The sequence below is a fragment of the Halolamina litorea genome (genome assembly GCF_026616205.1).
Lineage (GTDB): Archaea > Halobacteriota > Halobacteria > Halobacteriales > Haloferacaceae > Halolamina > Halolamina litorea.
On sequence record NZ_JANHGR010000002.1, the window covers coordinates 123,348 to 135,572 of the forward strand.

The 12,225-nt window shown below is 68.8% G+C and carries 15 protein-coding genes; 11 read left to right on the plus strand and 4 right to left on the minus strand.

Translation table 11 applies throughout. The features are described 5' to 3' along the window. Positions 1-153 precede the first annotated feature (153 nt). Positions 154-501, minus strand: coding sequence for a DUF192 domain-containing protein (locus NO998_RS11505; RefSeq protein ID WP_267647341.1), 348 nt, complete (start codon positions 499-501; stop codon positions 154-156). 89 nt (positions 502-590) lie between these two features. On the opposite strand from NO998_RS11505, the gene NO998_RS11510 reads away from it, so the two are divergent. From NO998_RS11510 to NO998_RS11525, 4 genes are all read left to right on the plus strand, one after another. Further along, entirely contained in the window at positions 591-1,220 is a 630-nt protein-coding gene (locus NO998_RS11510; protein ID WP_267647342.1) for a DUF7097 family protein, read from the plus strand. A gap of 59 nt (positions 1,221-1,279) precedes the next feature. Further along, a complete protein-coding gene (locus NO998_RS11515; RefSeq protein ID WP_267647343.1) occupies positions 1,280-1,720 on the plus strand; it encodes a VOC family protein in 441 nt (146 codons plus the stop codon). A gap of 108 nt (positions 1,721-1,828) precedes the next feature. Beyond that, positions 1,829-2,383, plus strand: coding sequence for a GMP synthase subunit A (locus tag NO998_RS11520; RefSeq protein WP_267647344.1), 555 nt, complete (start codon positions 1,829-1,831; stop codon positions 2,381-2,383). Between the two features lie 60 nt (positions 2,384-2,443). After that, complete coding sequence (locus NO998_RS11525) at positions 2,444-4,354, plus strand: DUF2070 family protein (RefSeq protein WP_267647345.1); 1,911 nt, start codon at positions 2,444-2,446, stop codon at positions 4,352-4,354. Here the strand turns inward: NO998_RS11525 and NO998_RS11530 are convergent. The 3 genes from NO998_RS11530 to NO998_RS11540 form a co-directional block, all read right to left on the minus strand. Further along, a complete protein-coding gene (locus NO998_RS11530; protein WP_267647346.1) occupies positions 4,347-5,423 on the minus strand; it encodes a phosphotransferase family protein in 1,077 nt (358 codons plus the stop codon). The genes NO998_RS11525 and NO998_RS11530 overlap by 8 nt on opposite strands. 71 nt (positions 5,424-5,494) lie before the next feature. Further along, complete coding sequence (locus NO998_RS11535; protein ID WP_267647347.1) at positions 5,495-5,749, minus strand: DUF3194 domain-containing protein; 255 nt, start codon at positions 5,747-5,749, stop codon at positions 5,495-5,497. Continuing rightward, positions 5,750-6,142, minus strand: a complete 393-nt coding sequence (locus NO998_RS11540; protein ID WP_345781134.1) for a prefoldin subunit beta — start codon at positions 6,140-6,142, stop codon at positions 5,750-5,752. Between the two features lie 300 nt (positions 6,143-6,442). Here NO998_RS11540 and NO998_RS11545 point away from each other — a divergent pair, with 300 nt between their 5' ends. The 7 genes from NO998_RS11545 (at position 6,443) to NO998_RS11575 (ending at position 12,213) form a co-directional block, all read left to right on the plus strand. Further along, positions 6,443-6,982, plus strand: coding sequence for a CDP-2,3-bis-(O-geranylgeranyl)-sn-glycerol synthase (locus NO998_RS11545; RefSeq protein WP_267647348.1), 540 nt, complete (start codon positions 6,443-6,445; stop codon positions 6,980-6,982). A 70-nt stretch (positions 6,983-7,052) separates the two neighbouring features. Next, positions 7,053-7,502 (plus strand): hypothetical protein, encoded by a 450-nt coding sequence (locus tag NO998_RS11550; protein WP_267647349.1) that lies wholly within the window; start codon positions 7,053-7,055, stop codon positions 7,500-7,502. 44 nt (positions 7,503-7,546) lie between these two features. Next, the gene (gene pyrE, locus NO998_RS11555) at positions 7,547-8,065 is read left to right on the plus strand and encodes an orotate phosphoribosyltransferase (RefSeq protein ID WP_267647350.1); all 519 of its coding nucleotides are present in this window, start codon (positions 7,547-7,549) and stop codon (positions 8,063-8,065) included. A 71-nt stretch (positions 8,066-8,136) separates the two neighbouring features. Continuing rightward, a complete protein-coding gene (locus NO998_RS11560; RefSeq protein WP_267647351.1) occupies positions 8,137-8,856 on the plus strand; it encodes a phosphoribosyltransferase family protein in 720 nt (239 codons plus the stop codon). Between the two features lie 154 nt (positions 8,857-9,010). Beyond that, positions 9,011-10,438, plus strand: coding sequence for an NCS2 family permease (locus NO998_RS11565; RefSeq protein WP_267647352.1), 1,428 nt, complete (start codon positions 9,011-9,013; stop codon positions 10,436-10,438). Positions 10,439-10,487: 49 nt separating this feature from the next. Beyond that, positions 10,488-11,888, plus strand: a complete 1,401-nt coding sequence (locus NO998_RS11570; RefSeq protein ID WP_267647353.1) for an aryl-sulfate sulfotransferase — start codon at positions 10,488-10,490, stop codon at positions 11,886-11,888. A 67-nt stretch (positions 11,889-11,955) separates the two neighbouring features. Continuing rightward, complete coding sequence (locus tag NO998_RS11575; protein ID WP_267647354.1) at positions 11,956-12,213, plus strand: glutaredoxin family protein; 258 nt, start codon at positions 11,956-11,958, stop codon at positions 12,211-12,213. Positions 12,214-12,225 lie beyond the last annotated feature (12 nt).

Sequence of the window (12,225 nt, forward strand, 5' to 3'; positions counted from 1 at the left end):
GTGGGACCTCTGGCTATCCGCAGTGACGGTGCAGCCGCCAGCCCCGCCGCTCGCGAGTCGAATCACGTGGTACCGTGCGGCCACAGGCGAGGGACTGATCGTGCCGGAACGGGGGCCGACCGATCCTCGGTGGGGGATCGGTCCCGAACCCCCTCACTCTCGTATCTCGATCGTATCGCCCGGCGTCACGCCCTCGGCGGCGCCGGCGGGTAACTCGATCACCGTGTCCGCAAGCCCGTGAGCCAGCCCGCGGAACGGCTCCAGTCGTTCGACCTTCACCACTTCGTCGTCGACCACCCAGAGCACGTCGAGCGGGACGAACACGAACAGCGTGTGGATCGTTCGGCTGTCGGGTTCGTCGAACGGGAACACCAGCGCGTAGTCCGCCGGCATCGAGCGCCGGAACATCACTCCACGGGCCTGTGAGAGGGGGCTGTCGGCCCGCTCGACGGTCTCGGCGAGCGTTCGTTTCTCGCCGTTGCGGTGGTGGACGATTCGCACGCCCCTCGCTCCCGTCGCCGCCCTACTAAGCGTTGCCCCCCGCGGACGGGTGGCCGAGCGTTCAAGAGCGCGGGCGCCCCACGGCCGGTATGGAGGAGACGCCAGAGGGGACCCCGGTCGGCGTCGACGACCCCTACGCCGTCGCCGGGCGCTGTGACCACCTCACCGGCGACGGCCGCTGTCGCTACGCACTCGACCACGCGGGCGCCGACCCCGGGTTCGCGGCCGAGCGCCGCGCCGACGACTACACCTGCGTCGTCGCCGACACCGACGCGGCGGCAGTCGAGGGCGAGGACCCCGACTGGTCAGCCTGTCCACACTACCGCTCGACTACCGACGCCAAGAAGTGCGTTCGGTGTGGGTTGGAGGAGGTCCGGATCGCCCACGACCCCGACGCCCGGCCGTTGATCGAGGAGCACCACCTCTCGTACGCCGGTGCTGGCGGCGACGGTCAGTCGGGGGACGACGTTGGTGCTGGCGGCGACGGTCGGCCGGCAGACGACGCCAGCGGGGGTTCGCGGGCGGACGGCCACGAGCCCTCTCACGAGATTACGGTGGGGCTCTGTCGCTGGTGTCACACCAAGGTCCACCGCTCGTTCGCCCGGATCGACGACGACGCGAGCCCCGACCCGGAGGCGCTCGCGGCCCGCGAGAGCCGCCGCGGCGAGGAACTCTCCGAGATGGGGTTCCGGTCCGCGAACGACCGTCGCGAGGACTGACGCCGGTAGTCGGCGCCGGCGACGAAAACTATTCCGTAGCCAACGGCCTCAATCCCTCTATGCCGTCCCACCTCGGACACGTCCACCTGAAAGTCACCGACGCCGACCGCGCCGTCGAGTTCTACCGGGATGTCCTCGGCCTCGACGTGACCGAGCGGGTCGGCCGCTACGCCTTCCTCTCCTTCGGCGAGCACCACCACGACCTCGCGCTACAGGGGACTGGCGGGGCCGGGGACGACGCCCCCGACCCCCGCGAGGCTCGGACCGGTCTCTATCACTCCGCGTGGGAGGTCGACGACGCCGCGGCACTCCGGGCGGTCGCCGAACGGTTGGCGGCCCGCGGCGTCGCCGTCTCGCCGGTCGATCACGGCATCAGCAAGGCGCTCTACTTCGATGACCCCGACGGGAACGGCGTGGAGGTGTACCTCGACACCCGCGCGGAACGCGACGTCGAGGCGTGGGACGGCCGGAACGAGCGGTTCGACCCGTTCTCGTTGTGAACTCCCCTTCCGTGGACGGCCCGGCACCGCCCGCGGGTCTGATGCACGGACGTGCGTATCTCCGCCCCGTTCCGAGGTGTTTTTGAGCCTCGTCGGCCAACTCCGGACATGACCCGAATCGTCGTCATCGACAACCACGGACAGTTCACCCACCTGGAGGGGCGCGCCCTCCGGGACATCGGCGTCGATACCGAGATCCTCGACAACGACGTCGATCCCGACGAGATCGACGCCGACGGGATCGTCCTCTCGGGCGGCCCGTCGATGGACCGCGTCGGCCGCTGTGCTGAGTACCTCGACCTCGACGTGCCCGTTCTGGGCATCTGTCTGGGGATGCAGTTCCTGGCCGAGGAACTCGGCGGCACCACCCGAAGCGGCGACTACGGCGGCTACGCCGACGTGACCGTCGAGATCCTCGAGGAGGACGACCCGCTGATCGGCTCGCTCGCCCCGGAAACCCGCGTCTGGGCCAGCCACGCCGACGAGGTCGACGACGTGCCCGAGGGGTTCACCCGAACCGCCCGCAGCGACGTGTGTGAAGTCGAGGCCATGAGCGACACCGAGCGGGACTTCTACGGCGTCCAGTGGCACCCCGAGGTCGCCCACACCGCGGAGGGGGAGGCGGTGTTCGAGGCGTTCCGCGACATCTGCGAGTCCCGGTAGGGCGTCGCCACGCGGGTGGATGTCCCGGGTTTTAGGCCGTCCGGGCCAGAGTCCGTAGCGATGACGGCGTCCCAGAGCAACCTCGCGGGGCTCTCGCGGTTCATCTTCCGCGCCCCGAACTGGTACACCAGCCTCGCGTTCGCCCTCCTGGTGGCCGCCATCGCGGGCATCGGCGCCTTCGACAGCGGCGAGGCGAACGCGGTGTTCCGCGGCATCCTCTTCATCGGGCAGGACGCCTGGGAGGGGATCTTCTTCATCGGCATCCCGACGGTCGTGGCGGGCTTCGCCACGCCGTGGGTCGATCGCTACACCGGCGGCCGACTCACCTACAACCGCGCGTCGCTGCTCGCGCTGATCTGTGAACTCGTGATCGTCGCCGTCGTGAGCGTCGCCGCCCTGATCGCGTACCTCTCGCCGCGACTCGGCCAGCCGTTCGTCTTCGACTCGCTGATGTTCGCGCTGGCGTCGATCTTCGCGTTCAGACTGCTCGTGGTGATGGCGGTCTCGCGGTCCTCGCTCCCGATGGCGGTGCTGCCCGCGGGCATCCAGACCGGCGTCGCGGCGGCGCTGCTGTTCGTCTACAGCGGGGCCATCCGCTACCTCGCCGACGGCGGGTCGGCCCTCGAGGCGTTCCTCACGCCGTTCCTCCACGAGTCCGCCGAGGCACCGGGCGTCCTGAGTACGATCTCGCCCGTCCAGTTCGGCCTGCTGGGCGTGCTCTGTGTGATCTACGCGCTCGCGGTCTACGTGTTCCTCGTCGCCGTCGACCGACCGTGGCGCCGCTCGATGGGCGTCTCGATGCTCGATTTCCTCCGGGGGTTCATCGGCCACGTCGCCGAGGGGACCCGCGAACTGGAGGACTTCTTCGAACAGCTGGGCGAGAAGGCCGTCGTCCCGGTCACGGTGCTGGCGTTCCGCGACCCCGACGGCGGCGGGGAGAAGGCGCGGTTCGTGCTACCGATGATCCACCCCGGGCCGATGGGCGAAATCGGTGGCGGGAACCTCCCCGAGCGCGTCGCCGAGACCACCGAGGGGCTGGCGTTCCCGCCCCACGCGACCGCCGGACACGACTTCAACCTCGTCACCGAACGCGAGGTCGACCGGCTGATCGACGCCGCCGACCGCGCCCACCGCCGCATCGACTACGCCGAGGAGGCCACCCGGAGCGACCGCGTTCGGGACGGCGACGCCAAGATGCTCGGGCAGGCTTTCGGTGGCGACGGCCTGCTGGTCAACACGTTCTCGCCGGGGTTCGCCGACGACGTGGAGTACGGGGTCGGCCTCGCGGCAACGACCGAAGCCCGCACGCACGGCCTCGATGACGTGTTGCTCGTCGACGCCCACAACTGCAACAACGGGCTCGACGGCCCGGATCTGGGCCACGTCACGCCCGGCAGCTCCCGCTCGTTCGACATGATCAACGCGGCCAGCCGCACCGGCGAACGGCTCGGGAGTGCGGCCGAGGCGCCCCTCTCGCTCGGGACTGCGTGGGAGGAGACCGAGTGGGAACCCAACGAGGGGATCGGCCCGCTGGGTATCCGGGTCGCGGTGACGGCCGTCGACGGGCAGGAAACCGCCTACGTGCTCGTCGACGGCAACAACATGGAGCCGTGGCTGCGCGACCGGACCGTCGACGCCCTCGCGGGCGCCGGCTTCGACAACGCCGAGGTGATGACGACGGACACGCACATCGTCAACACCGTCGAGGCGGACAACCAGATCGGTGCCGAGATCGAACACAGCGCGTTCATCGACGCGGTGACCGACATCGCCGAACGGGCCCGCGCGGACACCGAACCGGTCGAAGCCGGGATGGCGACCGAGCGCGTCGAGGTGACGGTGTTCGGCAACGACCGCACCGAGACGCTCGCCTCCCACGCCAACGCGGTGGTCTCGCTGGGCGGGGCGTTCGCGCTCGCGGTGATCATCGCGGTGATCACCATCAGCGTGCTGCTGTTTTTCGTCACCTGAGCGTGTCCACGAGCGAGTCCACCTGCTCGCGGAACCGGATGGCTGCGTCGTAGGCGTCGTGCTCGCGGGTCACGCGGTAGGGAGCACCCAGCCTCGAGAGCAGACGCGCTCGGGCCAGTAGGAGGTACGCCGCGTAGCGCTCGCCGAACGGGGTTGGGACGCCGCGCTCGGCGACGTAGGACTCCCTGAGCGTCGCCGTCAGCTCCTGTGCCCGGTCGGTGTCGCCCAGCGGGAGGCTGATCAGCGCGTCCTCCGCGACCGCGAGGTCGAGCAGGCCGTCGCCAGTGCTCGCGTTCTCGAACCCGCGGAGCGTGCGGACGACGGTGCCCCCTCGCTGGGCGTGGGACGGCCACGTGATCCCCGGCTCGAACTCGATGTTCGCGGGCCGGTAGCCAAGGTGGAGCGCCGCGGCGGCCGGGCGCTCGGGGAGGCCGGCCGCGGCGACCCCCGCCCCGATCGGTCCGACGAGGTCCGTGAACTCCCCGCCCTGGAGTCCGCCGAGGGCGCGGTCGGTCAGCCGCTCGACGCGGTCGGGCCAGCGGGCGTGTGCGGGGCGGACCTCCTCGTCGCCGCCGTCGACGACGACCAGCGGCGAGTCGGGGTGGCAGTTCGGCACCCGAAGGTCGCCGTACGCGCCGCCGTTCTCTGTCGTGTAGGCGCCGACGCTCGCGTTGTGCAGCGCCGCGAGGTGCGCCCCTGCCTCCCGAACCAGCCGTTCGTGGGCCGGTTCGGGGAGGTCGAGTACGTCGTCGAGACGCTGGCCGCGGTTCACGTCGACGATACAGAAGGCGGCATCGAAGGGGCTCGTCTCGGGCCCGACCGCCGCCAACAGCTCCGGCGCGGGGACGTCGGTGTCGCGTAGCGCGTCGAGTAAACAGGGTTCGACGAGGCGCTCGTCGTCGCCACAGCGGGCTGCAAGCCGGAGCGTCGCGGTCCGGCCGCTCTCGAGTTCGAGTTCGTAACTCTCGTCAGCCCGTTGGTCGACGGCGGCGACCCGGCGACCGAGTGCCGCGACCGCCGCGTCACGGACGGGGGCAGACCCGGAACGTACCGGCCGAGTTCGCGGCATACTCGACCGTCACAAGCCTCGGTGGAAAACGTTCGCCCCGGAAACCCGGGGCGGGAACTACCGCCCGCCCGTCAGGCGTCGGCGAACAGTTCGTCGACGGCGTCCTGTGCCGCCATCGCCGCCGCCTCGGCGACCTCCTCCGCGTCGGGTTCGGCGCCCTCGGGGGGGTTGACGTACACGTCGACGTCGAGCACGCCGTCCTCGAACGTGACCGTCACGTCGAGGTCCGTCAGCTCGGACTGCTTGTAGCGATCCAGCACGACGCCCTCCGCGGCCGCGCTGGCGGTTTCGACGACCTCCTCGTCGGTCGGCTCCTGACTGCTCATTTACGCGCCGGCGCCGGGGCCGCCGGGGCCCATCGGACCGCCGCCCTCGCCGCCCTGCAGGAGCTGCTGCAGCTCCTCCTGGAGCTCCTCGAACTGCTCCTGGGTCTTCTCCTCGCGCTTCTGGAGCTGCTCGACGCGGACTTCGAGGCTATCGACCTTCTCCTCGAGGTCCTCCTGTGCGCTCTCGTAGTCGGTGTGGACCAGCAGCTCGCCGATCTCTCGGTACATCGTCGCGTCCTCGTCGATGTCATCGAGAGCTTCGAGTGCGGTCTGGGCCTCGTTGAGCGAGGTCTCGGCCTGCGTCTTCTGGGCCGCCAGCTGCTCGGTGGTCTCCTGAAGGTCCTGTAGCTCCTCGATCTTCTCTTGTGCCTCGGGCGGCAGACTACCCTGCATACCCGGGTCGAGGGTCTTCGGCCTGAAAAAGACCCGTATTTGCCGACGGCGCGGGCCTGCGGCGCGTCGACGGCACCGCGCCGGCGCCGACGGCGACGTCGTCCCGCGGTATCGGCTGTCACAATCGTCTCGACGGCCTCACAGTTGACGGTCAGCCACGCCGTCCGGCCGGCTCGCCGTTGCTGGCCGGCCCTTCGTCCCGCCCGGTCGACCACCACCGGTCAGCCCTTCGTCCCGCCCGGTTCGCCGTTGCCGGCCGGACCCACGGCACTTACGGCCTCCCCCACCGACGGTCCGCCCATGCTCGAACTGATCGCCGGCGCCCTCTGGGCGATGCTGCCGGCGTACGTCCCGAACAACGCGGCCGTCCTCGCGGGCGGGGGCCGCCCCATCGACGGCGGCCGGACGATGAACGGCAAGCGCCTGCTCGGCGACGGCAAGACGTGGCGCGGCACCGCCGTCGGTACCGCCGTCGGCGTCGCGCTGGCACTCCTACTTGACGCCGCCGCCCCCGCGGCCGGCGACGCGCTCGGGATCACGCTCCCGGGGTTCCCGATCAACGCCGCCGTCGGCCTCGCGCTGGGGGCGATGCTGGGCGACATCGGCGCCTCGTTCATCAAACGCCGCAGCGGCCGCGAGCGCGGCGCCGCCTTCCCCGGCCTCGACCAACTCGACTTCGTCGTCGGCGCACTGGTGCTGGCGCTGCTGTTCGCGCCCGACTGGACGCTCGAAACGTTCACTCTCGGCCGAGTCGCCGTCGTCGCCGTCGTCACGCCGCTGCTCCACGTCGGAACGAACGTGATCGCCTACTGGCTCGGCGTGAAAGACGAGCCCTGGTGAGCGTCGGCGACTCTCGCCCGCGCGCTCGGACCAGCGATGCCGTTACTGCCTCGTAGCACCACGACTCCTCATGGATACTGACCCGTCGTTCGCCGAGCAGCAACGCTTCCGTCAGTGGTGGATCTGGGCGCTGCTTGGTGGCGTCGCGCTCCTCATGCTGTTGGCGGGACCGGTGACGTGGCCCGGGCTCGCCGTACTGGGCGCGATCGCCCTGTTCATCTACTCCCTCCGGCTCAGAACCGAGGTCAGGAGCGATGGGGTCTACTACCGACTCTGGCCGCTCCACCGCTCGTTCCGCCGGATCGGGTGGGCAGAGATCGAGACCTACGAGGCCGAGACGTACCGGCCGATCCGTGAGTTCGGCGGCTGGGGCATCCGCTGGGCGCCGGGGAAGATCGCCTACTCCGTCAGCGGGAACCGGGGCGTCCGGATCGAGCGCGCGGGCGAGCCTACGGTCCTCCTCGGCTCGCAGCGCCCCGAAGCGTTCGCCGCAGCCATCGAGGCAGCCAGCCGTCCCTGACCCAAGCCGACCCGTTTTTCCCGACCCCCTCCTCACCCACGCCCATGACCGACGACCTGATCCAGGCGCTGCGGGACGCCGACGCGGTCCAGTACGGGGAGTTCGAACTCGCCCACGGCGGCACGAGCGACTACTACGTCGACAAGTACCTCTTCGAGACGGACCCGCGCTGCCTCCGACTCATCGCCGAGGCGTTCGCCGAGAAACTGGACGGCGAGAAGCTCGGCGGCGTCGCCCTCGGCGGCGTCCCGCTGGCGGCGGCGACGAGCATCACCGCCGACGTGCCCTACGTCATCGCCCGCAAGCAGCAGAAGGAGTACGGCACCGCGAACCTGATCGAGGGCCGGCTCGACGAGGGCGAGGAGATCGTCGTCGTCGAGGACATCGCTACCACCGGGCAGTCGGCCGTCGACGCCGTCGAGTCGCTGCGCGAGGCCGGCGCCGAAGTGAACCGCGCGCTGCTGGTCGTCGACCGCGAGGAGGGCGGCCGCGAGAACCTCGAAGACCACGGCGTCGAGATGGAGGCGCTCGTCACCGCCTCCGACCTGCTCGCCGATCGGTAACACACCACGCTGCCCTTTTCGGCCGCGAACGGCTTCGACGTGTTCATGGTTGTGCAACCGTGAGGGGACGCATGAATCGCGCAGAGAAGGCGGCCCTGCAACTGCGGGCCGTCGCCGTCCTACGGACGCTGAAGCGCAGCCGAACGTACGACGAGCTGGCGGAGCTGACCGGCCTCCCGGCGGGCGACCTGAACCGCTACGTCAACGGCCACGTCCTTCCCGGCGTCGAGCGGGCTCGCGAAACCGTCGAGAGCGTCGGCCGCGACGCGCTCGCCGAGGAGTTGGAGTCCCGCATCGCTGTCGACGACGAGGGCTACGTCGACAACAGCGCCGTCGTCTTCGACCAGTCCTTCCTGGACCTCGCGGCGCCCGTCGCCGCCGAGTCCTTCGCGTTCGAGCGCCCGGACGTGGTGTTGACCGCCGCCACCGACGGCATCACGCTCGGCGCCGCGATGGCCTCCTACTTCGACGCCGACATCGCCTACGCCAAGAAGCGCAAGGAGACCGCCGTCGAGGAGTTCGTCGAGTCCCGCCAGCGCCTGGCCTCCGGTATCGAACTCACCTACTACCTGCCCGCTGACGCCGTCTCGGCCGGCGACACGGTCCTCGTCGTCGACGACCTGATCCGCTCGGGCGAGACCCAAGAGCTACTGCTCGACATCGTCGCCCAATCCGACGCCACCGTCGGCGGCGTGTTCACCCTCATCGCCGTTGGCGACGAGGGGATGGACCGCGCCCGCGAGATCACCGACGCCCCCGTCGGCGCGCTCACGACCTACGAGAGCCGGTAACCCCCCGTCCCGCTGCGGCCGACTCCCCACGTTCTTGCATATCTCTGCGGGTTCCCCCGCCGAATAACCCACTCAGCCGGCACTTCTAGACGCGTTTGTGCATACTGGAGGGAAACGCTCAAGTAGTCGTTAGGCACGATGTGCACCTATACGGATGGGACTCACAGAGACGCTGGCGGATTACTTCGATATCCACCGCCGCGACACCACCGTTCGGACCGAACTGCTCGCCGGGTTGACCACGTTCTTGACCATGAGTTACATCGTGGTCGTCAACCCTGCAATCCTCTCACAAGCAATCGACATCGAGGGGATCGGCGACGGCCGCCTGTACGCGATGCTTGCCGTCGTGACGATCATCTCCGCGGCCGTTGCAACGCTGGTGATGGCGTTATACGCCGATCGCCCGTTCGCGCAGGCTCCCGGCATGGGGCTGAACGCCTTCTTTGCGTTCACCGTCGTGTTCGGAATGGGTGTCCATTGGACGACGGCGCTCGCGGCCGTCTTTGTCGAAGGGGTACTGTTCATCGTACTCACCGCTGTCGGGGCGCGTGAGTACATCATCAGGCTGTTCCCCGAACCCGTGAAGCTCGCCGTCGGCTCCGGGATCGGCCTGTTTCTCGCACTGATCGGCTTCGAGTCGATGCGCGTCGTCGCTTCTGACGCCGCGACGTTCGTCACTTTCTCGCCGGTGTTCGCGAAGGACCCGGTTGCGATCATCTCCATGATCGGCCTGCTGGGCACGCTCGCGCTCTACGCTCGAGGCGTCCGTGGCTCGATCATCATCGGTATCATCGGCACCTCGGTGGTCGGCTACGCCGCGTCGGCGATGGGCTTCACCGCGTTCGACCCCGCCAACGTCCCGCAGGGGTCGGCGATTGCGACGGACATCTACCTCACCGGCTCCACGGCGACGTACGACCTCGCAGCCTACGACATCCGACCGCTTGCAGGCGCGTTCCTCGATGGGTTCGGCAGGGTTGAGCCGTTCACGTTCGCCCTGATCGTGTTCACGTTTTTCTTCGTCGACTTCTTCGACACCGCCGGCACACTGGTCGGCGTTGGCCAGTCGGCTGGGTTCCTTGACGAGGACGGAAATCTCCCCGACATCGACAAGCCCCTGATGGCTGACGCCATCGGCACCACCGTCGGTGGGATGCTCGGCACTTCAACGGTCACCACGTACATCGAATCCGCAAGCGGCGTCGAGGAAGGTGGCCGAACCGGCCTGACGGCGCTGACCGTCGCCGGCCTGTTCATCCTCTCGCTCGCGTTCGTTCCGCTGGCAGCCGCGATCCCGATGTACGCCTCCCACATCGCGCTCGTGGTCATCGGGATCGTGATGCTCGGCAACGCCGTCGCGGTCGCGTGGGATGACCTGACCTACGCGATTCCGGCCGGACTGACGATCATGGTCATGCCGTTTACGTTCTCCATCGCCTACGGGATCGCTGCAGGGATCATCTCCTACCCAGTAGTCAAACTCGCTGCCGGCGAATCCGAGGACCTCCACATCGGTCAGTGGGTGCTCGCGGGCGCGTTCGTCGTCTACTTCGCGGTGCGGACCAGCGGCGTGATGTAACCTCGCTGCCGACCGCAACACCTTCGGCTATCCCCCTGCTTGCCCGACTATGCAACGCAGTCTCCCACCCCGAACCTGGCTCGTTCGTGGGGTGGCGCTTCTCCTCGTCGTTTCGCTGTTAGCGCCCGCTGCGGGGGCCGCCCTCGGCGTCGGTAGCGACGAAGATGGCTCGCTCTCGGAGCTCGAAGCCGGCACGATGACCGAGCCAGCGAACGGCTCCACGGTCATCGGGATTCAGGGCTATCACTTCCAAGGGCAGGGCAACCGCAAGAAGCCCGCCCGCGTCGTCTCGACCGACGGCAACGGCTCCACCGAGTGGAGCTACACCGACGCCCTCGGCGCGACGTGGTTCTACGACGTTGATCCGCTCCCGAACGGCAATCTCCTCGTCGTCTCGACCAGCCCCGACGGCACGAAAGTGTACGAGATGGACCCCGAGAGCAAGGAACGCGTCTGGCAAGAGACGCTGTCGTTCCACGACACCCACGACATCGACGTGTACAACGAGACGCATCTCGCGATCGCGAACATGCGTAACTGGAACGACTCCTGTGACTGCTCGAACGATCGAGTGGTGCTCTACGATCGAACCGATGGCGAGGTCGACTGGGAGTGGCGATTCCGCGATCACTACCCAAACAGCACTGACGGCGGCTTCTCGGAAGACTGGACTCACGTCAACGACGTGGAGGTCATCCGGAACGGCACCGAACTGCTGCTCTCGCCCCGGAACTTCGATCAGGTGATCGCCGTCAACATCGAGTCCGGCGAGATCACGGAGCGACTGGGCACTGACGGCGACCACTCGACGCTGTACGAACAGCACAACCCCGACTGGCTCACCACCGACGACGGTGATCCGACGATTCTCGTCGCCGACAGCGAGAACGACCGAGTGATCGAGTACACCAAGAACGACGCTGGCGAGTGGGAGGAAGTCTGGAGTGTCGGCTCCTCGGCGTCGCTCTCGTGGCCCCGGGACGCCGACCGACTCCCCAACGGCAACACGCTCATCGTCGACTCGATGAACCACCGCGTCATCGAGGTGACGCCGCAGGGCGAGATCGTCTGGGAGTACTTCGCCACGTGGGGCCCCTACGACGCCGAGCGCGTCCAGACCGGCGACGAGTCCGGCGGGCCGACGATGCGGGACATGGGCGTGAGCGGGAACAAGGTGATCTACGGCTCGGCCGGCGGGCTCTCGGCGACGTTCTCCTCGTGGCTCGCGGCCACCGCACAGGGCACGGTCGTCGAGGCGCCTGTCCTCGAGTTCGCCGGCTTCTGGGGTCGGCTCGCACCGTGGTTCCAACCGGCGTGGATGGACTCCTGGGAGTTCGCCGGCGTCGCCGCCGCCTTCCTGGTCCTCGCTGGCTGGGGGCTCGCGGAAGTGATCCGCAACCGCGAGCGGATCGCCGACGGCCTCGGGTCGCTCCGGGAGCGCGCGACCTGATCCGAGATAGCCGGCGCCCTCGCCGCCGCCGCGGCCCTTTTGAGTAGTTGGACCCTATCCGCCCGTGATGGCGACCATCACGCTCTACGAACTGCCGGGCTGTCCGTTCTGTCGAAAAGTGGTCGACAAACTGGACGAACTGGGTCTGGAGTACGACACCATCGAAGTTCCCGCCAGCCACGGCAAACGCACCGAAGTGAAGGACGTCTCGGGCCAGACCGGCGTCCCCGTGCTCGTCGACGAGGAGCACGACGTGGACGGGATGCCCGAGAGCGACGACATCATCGCCTTCCTCGAGACGACCTACGGCGAACGAGCGGCCTAACGCGGCCGAGAA